This is a genomic window from Leifsonia sp. GW821-FHT13C05 (genome assembly GCF_058806515.1).
In genome coordinates this window covers 1-14087 of sequence record NZ_JBXAPT010000006.1, presented here as the reverse complement: position 1 = coordinate 14087, position 14087 = coordinate 1, and the positions used below count along the sequence as shown (strand labels likewise).

Below are 14087 nucleotides of genomic sequence, written 5' to 3'. Positions count from 1 at the left end.
ATCCACTGGCCTGGCCGATGGATGAGCGCCGCGACGTTCGTGGACTCAGCCGCCGATGCGGATGAGCTTCTTGTTGACGAACTCGTCGGCGCCGAACCGGCCGAGCTCACGGCCGGAACCGGAGCGCTTGACGCCGCCGAACGGCAGCTCGGCGCCGTCGGCGAGGACGACGTTCACGAACACCATCCCGGCCTCGATGCGGTCGGCCACCCTGTCAGCCTGGGCCGGGTCGGTCGTGTACAGGTAGGAGCCGAGCCCGAACGGGGTGTCGTTGGCGATGCGCACGGCGTCCTCCTCGTCCTTCGCACGGAACACCTGCGCGACCGGTCCGAAGAACTCCTCCTTGGATGCCGGGTTGTCCTCGGACACGTCGGTGAGCACGGTCGTCTCGAAGAACGCGCCGTTGCGGCCTCCGCCGCGCACCAGGGTCGCGCCGTTCTCCACGGCCCGCCTGACCTGCTCGTCGAGGTTCTCCGCCGCGCGGAGCGACGAGAGCGGCCCGAGCGCCGAGTCGTCGCTGGTCGGGTCGGTGGCTTCCACCTCCGCGAGCTTCTCGGTGAACTTGGTCAGGAACGCGTCGTACAGCTCGTCGGCCACGACGAACCGCTTGGCGGCGTTGCAGGACTGGCCGCTGTTGTCCAGCCGCGCGTCGACCGCGTTCTGCACGGTCGCATCCAGGTCGTCGGTGGACAGCAGGATGAACGGGTCGGAGCCGCCCAGCTCCAGCACGACCTTCTTCAGGTTGCGCCCGGCGATCTCGGCGACCTTCGCGCCTGCACGCTCCGAACCGGTGAGGGAGACGCCCTGGACGCGAGGGTCGGCGATGACCTGCTCGATCTGGTCGTGACCGGCGTAGATGTTCACGTACGCGCCCTCGGGGAAGCCGGCATCGAGCATCATCCGCTCGATCGCTGCGGCGGACTCCGGGCACTGCTCCGCGTGCTTCAGCAGGATGGTGTTGCCGATGATCAGGTTGGGCGCTGCGAAGCGGGCCACCTGGTAGTACGGGAAGTTCCACGGCATGATCCCGAGCAGCACGCCGAGACCGGAGCGGCGGATGACCGCGGAGCCGTCCCCGCCGAGCAGCGTGATCGGCTCGTCCTTCAGGAACTCGGCGGCGTGGTCGGCGTAGTACTCGTAGATGGCGCCGGCGAAGTCGACCTCGCCCAGCGCCTGCTCGATCGGCTTACCCATCTCGCGCACGATGATCTCGGCGAGTTCCTGCCTGCGCTCGACGTGCAGCTCACCGACGCGACGCACGAGGACAGCCCTGTCCTCGACGGTCGTGCTCTTGGCCCAGGTGCGGTATGCGTTGTCGGCCGCCGCGATGGCCGCCTGCAGGTCGGCATCGCTGATGGTGTCGTAGGTCTTGACCGTCTCACCGGTGGCGGGATTGGTCACGGCATAGCTCATAGCGTTCCTCGTTCTCGTGTGGTGGTGCATGGTCGACAGAGACGACACTAGATGCGCGCCGCCGGATGCGCACCTGTCACCCTGGATTGCCGGCGGCCGGGATCAGCGCTTCGCGGCCGCCACGACCGCATCCACGGCCGCTTCCGCTGTCACCGTCTTGGCCTGCGCTTGGGCGTCGGTCGTCTGGTCCGTCGCGATCGTGGTGGCCGAGATCAGCAGGTTGCCCCACACGGCCTGGACGACGGTGCTCACCGCGGACAGGTTCTGCCCTGCAGCCTCGATGGACATCGTCTGGCGCAGTCCGACGGTGGTGTGTGCGGTGGTCGTGGCGGTGGCCTTCGCCGTCGTGACCTTCGCAGAGACCGACTTGCCCGCGACCTCGAACGACAGCGACACCGTGCTGCACTGGTCGAGCACGCTGTCGACGGTGGTGGTCCACGACGCCTTCTGCGCGGAGGTCAGCGGCTTGCCGGCGAAGGATGCGGCCGTCACCGCGCCCGTGGGGGTGCGGAACTGCGCGGCGATCGCATCCTCGGGCACCCCGCCCTGCATCGTCGTCGCCAGCAGGTCGCCGCACGCCTGCGGAGAGTACGTGACGTTCGACCCGCCGAGCAACTGGGCGAGTCCGGCGGCCCCGCCCACCTTCGCGGCGGCGTCCTTCAGCTCGCTGTCGGTGACAAGGGTGCCGTCGACGCCGAGCGCGGTGCCCGCCCTGTCCAGGATGTTCGCGAGATCGCGGGCGGAGTATGTGCGCTCCGAGGCGCTCGCGCCCGCGCTCGGGCCGGTGCTTGCGCCTGGGTCTGTTCCCGCTGTGCGCCCCGTCGCAGAACATCCGGCGAGGAATGACGCCCCCACCGCCAGCACGCACACAACGAAAACGGACCGACGACGTGTCTTCACCAGATTCTCCCCCGCGAGACGAGCGCCGCCGGGTCGCGGCGCACGGACACCTCCACGCTACCCGAGATGCCCGAGATGCCCGGCGGGGCCCTGTATCGTGATTCTCCCCATCGCCACTGATCTGGAGAACGAGTGACCTTTCGTACCGTGCCCGCGTTCCTCCTCGCCGCCGCGGCGCTCGTCCTCACCGGCTGTGCTGCGTCCGGAGAGGGCGAAGCAGCGACCTCAGCGCATCCGGCCCCTGCGCATCCGGCCGTTGCACTGCCCGCAGCCGGCGCCCGGTTCGACTACCAGCTGGGCGGTGCGTACACGCCGCCCGAGGGGGTGACCGTCGTCGAGCGCGACCGCACGTCCGAACCGTCGGGTGCCGGCTACGACATCTGCTATGTCAACGGGTTCCAGACGCAGCCGGACGCGTCGAAGGCGTTCGCGGCCGAGCATCCCGAGCTGGTCGTGCAGACACCGGATGGTCCGCTCGTCGACGAAGGATGGCCGGACGAGTACATCTTCGACACCTCGACAGAGGACAAACGAGAGTCGCTGGCCGCGATCGTCGGGACGTGGATCCGCGGGTGTGCGGACAGCGGCTTCTCCGCTGTCGAGATCGACAACCTCGACTCGTACACGCGCTCCGACGGCGCCCTTTCGGTCACGGACAACCTCGCTCTCGCCGCCGACTACGCCCGGATCGCCCACGACGCCGGCCTGGCGATCGCGCAGAAGAACACGGCAGATCAGTCGGCCTAGCTGAAGGCCGCCGGGTACGACTTCGCGGTGACGGAATCGTGCTTCCAGTTCTCCGAGTGCGAGTCGTACACCGACGTCTACCCCGTGGTGCTGGACATCGAGTACACCGACGAACTCGGCGAGGATGCGTTCGGTCGCGCGTGCTCGAGTTCGGAGCGACCGCAGACCATGATTCTGCGGGACCATTCGCTCGTCACCCCCGACGACGACGGGTACGTGTACCGCAGCTGCTGAGTCGGGGCGGGAGCGTCAGGACCGCGCGAGGAACGGGTCGATCGCCGCCCACGTCGCTGCGGGCGCTTCCAGGTGGGGAAGGTGCCCAGCTGCGGGGATCTCGGCGAACTGCGCACCGGGAATCGCGTGGGCGACCGCCCGTCCGTATGCCGGGGTCACGATCCGGTCGCTCTCGCCCCACACCATCAGGGCGGGATTCCGGATGCCGCCGAGCCGGCCGAGCAGGGCAGGGTCGCTCATCCCGGCACCCGCGATGACGGCCATCGTGCGACCGTTCGACTGCTGCACGGCGCGCTGCGCGTCTGTCGCCAGAGCGGGATCCCGGTAGCCGCGCTCCGGATCGTGCCAGGCGAGCTCGGCGAGGCCGCGGGCGTCGAGGGCGAAGAAGTCCGCGACCGGCTCGCCGTCCACCACCGCCCCGACACCGTCGATATCGACCACGGCGCCGATCAGGCCGGCGTACCGCTCGTCCGCGGCGGCCTGCACCGCCATCTCGAGGGCGAGCCAGCCGCCGATGGAGGAGCCGATCAGCACGACGTCGCGCTCACCGCCGGCGAGCAGGCGCCCGAGGTAGTCGGAGGCGAGGTCGGCGACGGAGGCGATGGAGGGTGGGAGCGGCGTCCCCTCCCACCCCGGGTGCGTCGGGGCGACAGCGTGCATGGTCGGCGCGAGGTGCCCGACGATCGGAGCGACGGTCTGCGGTCCGCCCCCGCCGTGGAGCACGAGCGCCGTGCGCGACGCGGGGTCGCCGGCCTGGACGAGAGGGAGGTCTTCGAACGGGGACATGGTCATCATGCTCCTAAATCAACATGTTTATTTACGGATGTTGATACGCTAGCACTGTGACGACGAACCTGGAAGTGCTCGGCCAGACGATCAAGCGCGCGCAGTACCGCAACCACCGCACGATGGACGCCGCCCTGCGCGACGTCGGGATCAGCCTCGTGCAATGGGACGCGCTGCGCGCCATCGAGCGCATGCCCCACGCCTCCGGGCACGACCTGGCAGTAGCGACCTTCCAGAGCGACCAGTCCTTCGGCACTCTGGCGACCCGCCTCGTCTCCCGCGGCCTCATCTCCCGAACGGCAGGCAGGGGCCGCCGCATCGAGCACGCCCTGACCGACGCGGGTCGCGCGGCGCTGGCGGACGGCTACCGGGTGGCGTCCGGGGTGCTCGACGACCTCTTCGCGCCGCTCGACGAGGAGCAGCGCGCGACGCTGCTCGCGGTGCTGCAGGTGCTGACGACGGATGGGGCGGAGTCTCCGGGGCCGATTCTCATGCGTCGGTGATCAGCCCTCCGGGGCCGCGAACAGCGCATCCGGTTCGAACTCGGTGGGCGCTGCCGGACGACGAAGACGAGCAGGATGGCGCGGTAGAGGCCGAAGCGTCAAGCGAGGGCCGCCGCCAGGTACGGGGCAGAAGCGCTGGCGGCCGCACCGGCGACCTCCTGGGGTGTCCCAACGGCGACGACCGTCCCGCCGAGCTCGCCGGCGCCGGGGCCGAGGTCGACGACGTAGTCGGCGGTGGCGACGACGCGCATGTCGAGTTCGACCACGACCACCGTGTTTCCCGCATCCACCAGGCTCTGCAGGTGTTCGATCAGGCGGTCGGCGTCTGCGCAGTGGAGGCCGGAGGTCGGTTCGTCGAGCACGTACAGGGTGTCTGCGCGCTGGGCACGCTGCAGCTCGGAGGCGAGCTTCACCCGTTGCGCCTCTCCACCGGACAGTTCGGTCGCCGGTTGCCCCAGCCTCAGGTAGCCGAGTCCGACATCCATGAGCGCCGTCAGGGAGCGCATGATCTCGTTCTCGCCGCCGAAGAAGTCATGGGCCTGCTCCACCGACATCGCGAGGATCTCGGCGATGTTCCGGTCACGCCAGGTGATCTCGAGCGTGTCGTCGTTGTACCGGGCGCCGTGGCATTCGGGGCAGACCGTGTACACCGATGGCAGGAACAGCAGCTCGACCATCACTGCACCCTCGCCTTCGCAGGTCGGGCAGCGGCCCCCGGCCACGTTGAAGGAGAACCGGCCGGGCCGGTAGCCTCGCGTGCGCGCCTCAGGGGTCTCGGCGAAACGACGCCGGACATGGTCGAACAGGCCCGTGTATGTCGCGACGTTGGAGCGCGGGGTGCGGCCGATGGGCTTCTGGTCGATGTTGACCACCCGGCGGACGCCACGAAGGTCGCCGGACACGGTGCCTTCGAGCAGTTCAGGGCCGTCGGCGAGGAGGAGGTCGTCGGATTCCGGAGCACTGTCGGCCAGGTCGACCGGGCGGCCGAGGTGGTCCCCGAGCAGCGCGGGGAGCACCTGGCTGACCAGGCTGGACTTTCCCGAACCGGACACTCCCGTCACCGCAGTGAAGGCCCCGAGTGGGATCGAGACCGACACGTCGCGCAGGTTGTTGCGGGTGATCTGCTCCAGCGTCAGCCATCCTGTCGCCGCGCGCGGAGTCCGTGGAGCGAGCCCGCGCCGGCCGAACAGATAGTCCCTGGTCACCGACTCATCGACGTCCGCCAGCCCATCCGGTGCTCCGCTGTAGAGGACGCGACCGCCCCTTTCGCCCGCTCCCGGACCGATGTCGACCAGCCAATCCGCGTGCCGCATCACGTCGACGGAGTGTTCGACGACGAACAGGCTGTTGCCTCGTTTCTTGAGCCCCTCGAGGATGCCCAAGAGGGCGTTCACATCCTGCGGGTGGAGGCCGGCCGACGGTTCGTCGAGCACATATACGACCCCGAACAGCTCGGAGCTCAGCTGGGTGGCGAGCCGCAGTCGTTGCAGCTCGCCTCCGGACAGGGTCGGCGTCGTGCGGTGCAACGACAGATACCCCAGCCCGAGGTCGATGATGGGGCGCAGGCGCTCCATCAGCTCGGCGGCGAGGCGGGCAGCCGCCGCGCGCTTCTCCACCGCCTGGTTCGGGTTCCGCACCAGGTCTGCGAGCCGTACGGAGAGCTCGCGCAGCGGAAGCCGGGAGAACTCGGCGATGTCGAGTCCTTCGAACGTCACGGAGAGCGCCTCCGGCTTGAGCCGCTTGCCGTGACACACCGGGCACACGGCGGAGGTGAGATATTCCGCGACCCGCCTCTTCATCGACGCGCTCTTGGTCGTGGCGAACGTGTCGAGCACGTAGCGGCGGGCGCCCACGAAGGTCCCCTGATAGCTCGGCTCCATCCCTGCGGAGATCGCCCTCCGCGTCTGCTCGGGAGTGAACCCCGCGTAGACCGGGGCGGTCGGGCGTTCCTCGGTGAAGAGGATCCAGTCGCGATCCTCGCGCGGAAGGTCGCGCCAGGGCGTGTCGACGTCGTAGCCCAGGGACACCAGGATGTCCCGCTGGTTCTGCCCGTGCCACGCCGTCGGCCAGGACGCGATCGCCCGCTCCCGAATCGTGAGCGATGGGTCGGGGACCATCTGCTGCTCGGTGACGGCGTACACCCGGCCGATGCCGTGGCATTCCGGGCAGGCGCCCTGCACGGTGTTGGCCGAGAAGTCCTCCGCGTAGAGCATCGGCTGACCGTCCGGGTAGTCCCCGGCCCGCGAGTACAGCATCCGCACGAGACTGGACAGCGTCGTGATGCTGCCCACCGTCGAGCGGGGGCTGCGCCCACCGCGCTGCTGCTGGAGCGCCACCGCCGGCGGCATTCCGGTGATCGAGCCGACGTCCGGGACACCGGCCTGGTCGATCAGACGCCGGGCGTACGGGGCGACGGACTCCAGGTACCTGCGCTGCGACTCCGCGAAGAGCGTCCCGAAGGCCAGGGACGACTTCCCCGACCCGGACACCCCGGTGAACACGACCATCGCATCGCGCGGGACGGTGAGGTCCACGTTCTGCAGGTTGTGCTCGCGGGCGCCGCGCACCCGAACATCCGGCTGAACATCCGGCTGAATCGCGGACGGGTCTTCATTCGTCATGGTCTCCCGACCCCTCCTTCACCGCCGGATGCTCACAGCGTCGACGCCCGAGAAGGCGCGCAAGCCGATCCACCCCATACTCCCCGGGAGGGCGACGAATCGGTAGGGGGAGACCCCAGACCCACGGGGATGCGACCACCGGCGGGAACCAAAAAAGCCCCGAGATGGCGAGATCTCGGGGCCAGTAGCGGGAGCGGGACTCGAACCCGCGACACCACGATTATGAGCCGTGTGCTCTAACCACCTGAGCTACCCCGCCGCTGCCTCCCGCTGTCGTGCCGGGAGGAGGGAGCCCCCTGTGGGAATCGGACCCACTACCTCTTCCTTACCAAGGAAGTGCTCTACCAATGAGCTAAGGGGGCGAAGCCTGCGCAGCTTCCGCTTCGCGTTTTTGGCAACCGTACGAGGATACCATCTGCGCGAGGGTGGTTTGTACACGCGCACGCCCCCGGCCCGGAGTGGCGACCACCCCGAGCCGGATGCCGTGGGTCAGGCCGCGTCGCGCTCCTCGGAGGCGCCGGACAGCGCATCCAGTTCGTCGTCGGTGAGGTCGAGCGTCACCGACGCGAGGAGGTCGGGGAGCTGGTCGAGGGTGCGCGCGCTCGCGATCGGGGCGACGACCGTGGGCTGTGCCGCCAGCCAGGCGAGGGCGACGGATGCGACGGACACGTCGTGGGCGGCCGCCACGCTGTCGAGGGCATCGAGGACGGCGCGGCCGCGGTCGTCGAGGTACTTCGACGCCCCGGCGGCGCGGGCGCTGTCGACCGTGACGCCGTCGCGGTACTTGCCGGTGAGGAAGCCGGCGGCGAGCGCGAAGTAGGGAACGACGCCGAGGTTCTCGCGCTCGGCCAGCGCGCGGTACTTCTGCTCGAAGTCGCGCTCGACCAGGTTGTAGTGCGGCTGCAGGGCGACCGCGCGGTGCAGGCCCTCCGCCTCGGTGATCCTGAACCACTCCTCGATGCGCTCCGGAGAGTAGTTGGAGATGCCGATGTAGCGCACCTTGCCGGCGTCGACCAGGCTCGAGAGGGCGGCGACGGTCTCCTCCAGCGGAACCGTCTCGTCGTCGAAGTGTGCGTAGTAGAGGTCGATGTGGTCGGAGCCAAGACGTTCGAGGGATGCGTCCGCCGCGCGCAGGATGTTGTCGCCCGCGAGCCCCTTGAAGTCGGGGTGCTGGCTGACCTTGGTGGCGAGCACGACATCGTCACGGTTGCCGCGCGCCTGGAACCACTGGCCCAGGATGCGCTCGCTGTCCCCTCCGGTGTTGCCGGGCACCCACGCCGAGTATCCGTCCGCCGTGTCGACGAAGTTGCCACCCGCAGCCACGTAGCCGTCGAGGACGGCGAACGACGTGTCCCGATCGGCCGTCCATCCGAAGACGTTGCCCCCGAGCGAGAGGGGGAAGACCGAGAGGTCGGACGATCCGATGGTGCGGCGTGGTGCTGTCATTCGTATTTCTCCTTCGATGGCGTCGATTGACGGTGCTCTCACGCTAACGCGGAGTGCTGACGGCTATTCCGGGATCGTCTGAAGATGTGGAGAAGTTACGGCGGATGCCTACTGTGGAGAGATGCAGATCTCCGCGCGCCCCGATCGCGCCGACCTGACCGCCGATTGCGCGCGGTGCGTCGGCCTCTGCTGCGTCGCCCTCGCGTTCGCCCGCTCCTCCGAGTTCGCGTTCGACAAGGCGGCAGGCGACCCGTGCGTCAACCTCGACGACGGCCACCGTTGCCGCATCCACCCGGAGCTGCGCGAGCGCGGCTTCTCCGGATGCACGGTCTTCGACTGCTTCGGCGCCGGCCAGCAGGTCACCCAGCACACCTTCGGCGGAGGCGACTGGCGCGAGCGCCCGGAGCTGCGCGGCGAGATGTTCGCCGTGTTCCCGATCATGCGCCAGCTGCACGAGCTGCTCTGGTACCTCGACGAGGCCATCCTGATGCCCGCGGCGGCCCCGCTGCGACAGCGACTGGATGCGGCACGCACCGAGGTCGCGCTGGTCGCCGACTCTCCCGCCCACCGCATCCTGAGCGTCGAGGTGGACGACCTGCGGGCACCCGTCGCCGAACTGCTGCGGGCCGCGAGCCGTCTCACCCGCGAGGCGAACGTCGCCGCTGCACCGCGCGATCAGCGCCTCACCCCCGGCGCCGACCTCGTCGGGGCGAACCTCGTCGGACGCGACCTGCGCGGCGCCGAACTCCGCGGCGCCCTCCTGATCGCCGCCGACCTGAGCGGGTCCGACCTGTCGTACGCCGAGCTGATCGGCGCCGACCTGCGCGACGCGAACCTCCGCGGCGCCGACCTGCGCACGGCGATCTACGTCACCCAGGTGCAGGTCAACGCGGCAAAAGGGGATGCGCGCACGCTGCTCCCCGCAGGACTCGTCGCCCCGTCGCACTGGGCGGTCTAGAGCGCGCCGACCCCCGGCAGCGTCCACGCCGTGAACGCCGGTCCGCTTGAGGTGAACCGGATGCCGTCCTCTCCGCCGGAGACGATCGCATCCCCGACCAGCGGCGTCGCTGCGGCCACTCCACCGAGAGCGGCAGCATCCACCGTGAACGACACGTCGGCCCGCGCTGCCAGCACCAGCACCGACTCATCCTCCGCCTCGCGCACGAAGGCGAGCGCGTCGTCCCCGACGTGCAGCCACCGCATCCCGCCGCTACTGAGCGCCGGGTGCGCGCGGCGCAGGCCGATGAGCGTCGCGTAGAGGTCGACGGAGGCTGCGGCGGTGGTGTGTTCCGTCCCCCACGGCAGCGGCGTCCGAGATGCCTCCCCGTCGATCCCGGTCAGCCCGAACTCGTCGCCGGCGAACACCACGGGGATGCCCGGCAGCGTCACCGAGAGGCCGAGCGCGACAGGCACGGTGCCCGGCCGGGCGTTGGTCAGGAAGCGCGGGGTGTCGTGGGTGTCCAGCGCGTTCATCGTCCCGAGCCTGGTGCGCCACGGGAATCCGGCCGTGAACTGGCGGTGCGCTGCGAACACCTGCCCGCCCGTGTACGTCGGGATGGTGCCGAACGGCAGCCCGAAGTAACTGGATGCGCTGCCCTCCTCCGACAGCCAGCCCCAGACCGGCCTGGTGAAGTTCGCGTACGTCATGGCGCCGTGCCAGGCGTCGCCCTGGAAGTCGCTCGACGCGTCGTTGGTCGACTCGCCCAGCAGGATCGTGTCCGGGTTGACGGCGAGCATCGTGGCGCGGATCATCCGGCGGACCGACTCATTGAGGTCCTGGTCCCCGTACCGCCCCGTCATGTTGGCGACGTCGATGCGCCAGCCGTCGAGGCCGTACGGCTCCTGCAGCCAGCGGCCGACCACCGAGTCCGGTCCCTCGATGAAGCGGCGGCGCAGCTCGTTCGAGTTCCAGTTCAGCTTGGGCAGGCTGGGGACGCCGAGCCAGGAGACGTACTGCGTGTGCTCTTCGTTCAGCCAGAGGAAGAACTCGCTCTCCGGCGCATCCGGGTTGCCGTACGCGGCCGTGAACCACTCGTGGCCGACGCCGCAGTGGTTGGAGGTGAGGTCGCCGATCACGCGCAGGCCGCGCTCGTGGGCGGCGGCGGTCAGACGCGCGAGCGCCTCGTTGCCGCCGAGCAGCGGGTCGACCATCGCGAAGCTGGAGGCGTCGTAGCGGTGGTTCGAGCTTCCCGGGAAGACCGGCGTGAGGTAGATGGTGGTGATGCCGAGGCGTTCCAGGTGGTCGAGGTGCTCGATCACGCCGTCGAGGTCGCCGCCGTAGAACTGCTGCGACCGGCCGGGCGGCACGTCGTCCACCGGGTCGGACCAGGCCGCGGGGATGGCCCAGGCCGGCGCGGGCCGGGAGTCCGCGGCGGCCGAGCGCGCGAAGCGGTCGGGGAACACCTGGTAGAGCACTGTCTCCTTGACCCACGCCGGCGGAGCGGAGAACGCGACGAGCTTGAAGTCCTCGGAGTCGAGCGTCTCGATGTCGTGCACGCCGGTGGCGTTCACCCACACCTTGCCGCCGTCTGCGCGGGAGATGAGGAACCGGTAGCCGTGCACCGGGTTCTCGACGATGACCGGAGCCTCCCACCAGTCCCAGCCGTCCGCGGACGCGACGAGCTGCGCGTCGGAGAACCGCGGCTCGTGGTCGGGGTTGGAGCGGGTGCGCACTGCATCCACTGCTCCCCAGCTGTGCGGGATGCGGAGCCGCACCTGCACGTGGTCGCCGAGCGACGCCTCCTGGGTCGACACGTGGAGCGGCGAGCCGTCGTGGTGGGGCAGGTGGAACGAGGTGGTCATTTGACGCTCCCGGCCGTGAGGCCGCCGACGATGTATTTCTGCAGGAAGAGGAAGAGCGCCATCACCGGAAGCGCGGCGAGGACCGCGCCAGCAGCGAAGATATCGTAGTTCTCGGAGAACTGCTGCGACACGAACTGGAACAGCCCGACCGCCAGCGTCTGCTTCTCCGGCGTGATCAGCACGGTGCTCGCGATGACGAACTCGTTGGTCGTGCCGAGGAACGACAGCAGCGCCACCACGGCCAGGATGGGCGCCACGAGTCGCAGGATGATCGTGAAGAAGATGCGCGCGTGCCCGGCGCCGTCGAGCTTGGCCGCCTCGTCGATGGAGGTGGGAACCGTGTTGAAGAACCCGTACATCAGGTAGGTGTTCACCCCGAGCGCTCCGCCGAGGTAGACCATGATGAGGCCGAGCTGGCTGTCCAGGCCGAGCGCGGGGAACACGTTGCCGATGCCGTCGAGCAGCAGGAAGATCGCGACCATCGCGAGCAGCTGCGGGAACATCTGCACGAGGAGCAGCGTCAGCAGGCCGATACGCCGGCCGCGGAACCGCATCCGGGAGAAGGAGTACGCGGCGAGCGCCCCGAGGAACACGGAGCCGACAGAGGTCGCGATGCCGATGACGAGGGTGTTGCCGAACCACGCGGCGTACGGCTGCTGCGGCAGCTGGAACAGGGTGATGTAGTTGGCCGGGTCGATCACCGAGAACGGAGCGTTCGCGGTCATCAGCGTGCCGCCGGGGCGCAGGGATGCGGAGAGCACGTAGACCAGAGGGAACGCGGAGAAGATCACCATGACCACGCCGACCACGTGCCGCCACCCTGTGGCGCGGAACCATTTCCCGAACGTCGGCCGACGGGATGCTGTCAGTGCTGGTGCGGTCATCAGGTCAGCTCCTCGAGGGCTTTGGTCTGGCGGAAACTGATCGCGGAGATGACGGCCACCACGATGAAGATGATGATCGACAGCGCGCTGGCGAGGCCGTAGTCGCGGTTGGCGCCGACGAAGGCGACCTTGTAGACCATCGAGATGAGGATGTCCGTCGCCCCGACGTTGATGCCGGCGCTCGCATCCTGCGGTCCGCCGTTGGTCAGCATGTAGATCAGGTTGAAGTTGTTGAAGTTGAACGCGAACGAGCTGATCAGCAGCGGCGCGAGCGAGACGAGCAGCAGCGGGAACTTGATCAGCCGGAACGATGCCCAGGCGCTCGCGCCGTCGACGCGTGCCGCCTCCTGGAACTCGTCGGGGATCGACTGCAGCGCACCCGTGCAGACCAGGAACATATACGGGAAGCCCATCCACAGGTTCACGAACAGGATGCTCGCCTTCGCCAGCCACTCGTTCGTCAGCCACGGGATCTCCGCCCCGCCGAACAGCACCTGGTTGACGAACCCGAACTGCGGGTTGAGCATCCCGGCCCAGACCAGGGCGGAGAGGAAGGCGGGGAACGCGTACGGCAGGATCATGGCGATCCGGTAGAACTTGCGGCCGCGCATCCGCATGTCGTTGAAGACGATCGCGAGGAACAGGCCGAGCACGAACGTGGTCGCGACGGAGAGGATGGCGAACGCGAACGTCCACAGGGTCACTCCGAGGAGCGGTCCGCGGATGGACTCGGTGGTGAATGCGCGCACGAAGTTGTCGAAGCCGACCGTGATCTGCCAGCCGGGCATCAGCTGCTTGCCGTTCGGCGCCGTGAAGGCACCCTGCCCGGTGTCCGAGTAGACGGTGCCGGTCTTGCTGTCCGTCATGGTCCCCGCCGCGGCGTCGTAGCTCAGCGTCGACCGGTAGAGGTAGGCGCTGCTGCCGTCCGACGTGCGCAGTGCTCCATCGTTGGGGTCGCTGCTGACGGCGACGCTCAGCTTCGCGATCTCGTCCTGCTTGTCGATCACCTGCGCGAAGTTCAGAGTGCGGTAGCCGGGAGCGGCCACCGCTGTTCCCTCCTCGTCGAGCGTCGCGCCGGACACCTTCTCGAGCGGGGTTTCCGCCGTGCCGACCTCGACGGAGCCGTCCGGATCCGTCACGAGGAACCCGAGCTGCCCTGCGCGCTCGACGACGCTCAGGCGGTAGGTCGGCGAGTCGGGAACCCTGGCCTGCGCGGACTGCAGGAGGGCGGTGACCGCGTCCTCCTTGGTGCTGTTGTGCCCTGTGCCGTAGTTGGTGAACGCGATGTAGCCGGAGTATCCGATCACGAACACCTGGAACACGAGCAGGAAGATCACGCCGGGCGTGAGGTATTTCGCCGGAAGCTTGCGCTTGCCGAAGTAGATCCAGTTGACGACGAGCGTCACCGCGAGCACGATGCCGAACGGCAGCCAGCTCTTGTTGGCGAAGAGGACGAACAGCGCGTAGAGGCTGGTCGCGTCCACGATGCCGAGCAGCAGGATCTTCAGGATCAGCGTCTTCACGCCGACCGACGCCTCCTCCGCGACCCGCGCAGCGCGCAGGGAGCGCTTCGAGCGGGGAGTGGGGTCGTCTCCGCCGTCCGGACGCGACAGCTCGTCGCTGTCCGGTTCAGTTCGCTGGGTTGTCGTCATCGCGCGGCCCTCCTCGACCACGGCGGCGGGGGGGGGGGGGGGGGGGGGGGGGGGGGGGGGGGGGGGGGGGGGGGGGGGGGGGGGGGGGGGGGGGGGGGG

Annotated in this window: 10 protein-coding genes, 2 tRNA genes and 1 pseudogene; 3 read left to right on the top strand and 10 right to left on the bottom strand. The window is 69.1% G+C overall.

From position 1 onward, the window contains the following. Positions 1–45: 45 nt before the first annotated feature. Positions 46–1413 (bottom strand): NAD-dependent succinate-semialdehyde dehydrogenase, encoded by a 1368-nt coding sequence (locus tag AC1ROC_RS15600; RefSeq protein ID WP_493001235.1) that lies wholly within the window; start codon positions 1411–1413, stop codon positions 46–48. A gap of 102 nt (positions 1414–1515) precedes the next feature. Then, complete coding sequence (locus AC1ROC_RS15595) at positions 1516–2313, bottom strand: hypothetical protein (RefSeq protein ID WP_493001234.1); 798 nt, start codon at positions 2311–2313, stop codon at positions 1516–1518. A gap of 132 nt (positions 2314–2445) precedes the next feature. Here AC1ROC_RS15595 and AC1ROC_RS15590 point away from each other — a divergent pair. Then, positions 2446–3294, top strand: a pseudogene (locus AC1ROC_RS15590) (endo alpha-1,4 polygalactosaminidase). Between the two features lie 15 nt (positions 3295–3309). Here the strand turns inward: AC1ROC_RS15590 and AC1ROC_RS15585 are convergent. Further along, entirely contained in the window at positions 3310–4089 is a 780-nt protein-coding gene (locus AC1ROC_RS15585) for an alpha/beta fold hydrolase (protein ID WP_493001233.1), read from the bottom strand. A 47-nt stretch (positions 4090–4136) separates the two neighbouring features. Here AC1ROC_RS15585 and AC1ROC_RS15580 point away from each other — a divergent pair, with 47 nt between their 5' ends. Next, complete coding sequence (locus AC1ROC_RS15580) at positions 4137–4583, top strand: MarR family winged helix-turn-helix transcriptional regulator (protein ID WP_493001232.1); 447 nt, start codon at positions 4137–4139, stop codon at positions 4581–4583. 98 nt (positions 4584–4681) lie between these two features. On the opposite strand, the gene uvrA is transcribed toward AC1ROC_RS15580, so the two are convergent. The 4 genes from uvrA to AC1ROC_RS15560 all read right to left on the bottom strand — a co-directional run bounded on the left by uvrA (position 4682) and on the right by AC1ROC_RS15560 (position 8650). Beyond that, entirely contained in the window at positions 4682–7204 is a 2523-nt protein-coding gene (gene uvrA, locus AC1ROC_RS15575; RefSeq protein WP_493001231.1) for an excinuclease ABC subunit UvrA, read from the bottom strand. 185 nt (positions 7205–7389) lie between these two features. Then, positions 7390–7463: transfer RNA gene (locus tag AC1ROC_RS15570), tRNA-Met, on the bottom strand. 31 nt (positions 7464–7494) lie between these two features. Beyond that, positions 7495–7566: transfer RNA gene (locus AC1ROC_RS15565), tRNA-Thr, on the bottom strand. A gap of 127 nt (positions 7567–7693) precedes the next feature. Next, positions 7694–8650, bottom strand: coding sequence for an aldo/keto reductase (locus AC1ROC_RS15560; RefSeq protein WP_434951502.1), 957 nt, complete (start codon positions 8648–8650; stop codon positions 7694–7696). Between the two features lie 121 nt (positions 8651–8771). Here AC1ROC_RS15560 and AC1ROC_RS15555 point away from each other — a divergent pair, with 121 nt between their 5' ends. Continuing rightward, the gene (locus AC1ROC_RS15555; RefSeq protein ID WP_493001230.1) at positions 8772–9608 is read left to right on the top strand and encodes a pentapeptide repeat-containing protein; all 837 of its coding nucleotides are present in this window, start codon (positions 8772–8774) and stop codon (positions 9606–9608) included. Here AC1ROC_RS15555 and AC1ROC_RS15550 read toward each other — a convergent pair. Genes AC1ROC_RS15550 through AC1ROC_RS15540 form a run of 3 tightly spaced genes read right to left on the bottom strand, consistent with a single transcriptional unit; the run spans position 9605 to position 13988 of the window. Beyond that, positions 9605–11452: a glycoside hydrolase family 13 protein gene (locus AC1ROC_RS15550; protein ID WP_493001229.1), complete on the bottom strand. Its 1848-nt coding sequence runs from the start codon at positions 11450–11452 to the stop codon at positions 9605–9607. The genes AC1ROC_RS15555 and AC1ROC_RS15550 overlap by 4 nt on opposite strands. Next, the gene (locus tag AC1ROC_RS15545) at positions 11449–12336 is read right to left on the bottom strand and encodes a sugar ABC transporter permease (protein WP_493001228.1); all 888 of its coding nucleotides are present in this window, start codon (positions 12334–12336) and stop codon (positions 11449–11451) included. Before AC1ROC_RS15545 ends, AC1ROC_RS15550 begins: the two co-directional genes overlap by 4 nt. Then, positions 12336–13988, bottom strand: coding sequence for an ABC transporter permease subunit (locus AC1ROC_RS15540; RefSeq protein ID WP_493001227.1), 1653 nt, complete (start codon positions 13986–13988; stop codon positions 12336–12338). The genes AC1ROC_RS15545 and AC1ROC_RS15540 overlap by 1 nt, the downstream gene beginning before the upstream one ends. Positions 13989–14087 lie beyond the last annotated feature (99 nt).

What these genes read in the sequence shown, in the direction of transcription:
- AC1ROC_RS15600 (WP_493001235.1), bottom strand. Translation starts at nt 1,413, where the DNA reads ATGAGCTATGCCGTGACCAATCCCGCCACCGGTGAGACGGTCAAGACC.
- AC1ROC_RS15585 (WP_493001233.1), bottom strand. Translation starts at nt 4,089, where the DNA reads ATGATGACCATGTCCCCGTTCGAAGACCTCCCTCTCGTCCAGGCCGGC.
- uvrA (WP_493001231.1), bottom strand. Translation starts at nt 7,204, where the DNA reads ATGACGAATGAAGACCCGTCCGCGATTCAGCCGGATGTTCAGCCGGAT.
- AC1ROC_RS15560 (WP_434951502.1), bottom strand. Translation starts at nt 8,650, where the DNA reads ATGACAGCACCACGCCGCACCATCGGATCGTCCGACCTCTCGGTCTTC.
- AC1ROC_RS15555 (WP_493001230.1), top strand. Translation starts at nt 8,772, where the DNA reads ATGCAGATCTCCGCGCGCCCCGATCGCGCCGACCTGACCGCCGATTGC.
- AC1ROC_RS15550 (WP_493001229.1), bottom strand. Translation starts at nt 11,452, where the DNA reads ATGACCACCTCGTTCCACCTGCCCCACCACGACGGCTCGCCGCTCCAC.
- AC1ROC_RS15545 (WP_493001228.1), bottom strand. Translation starts at nt 12,336, where the DNA reads ATGACCGCACCAGCACTGACAGCATCCCGTCGGCCGACGTTCGGGAAA.
- AC1ROC_RS15540 (WP_493001227.1), bottom strand. Translation starts at nt 13,988, where the DNA reads ATGACGACAACCCAGCGAACTGAACCGGACAGCGACGAGCTGTCGCGT.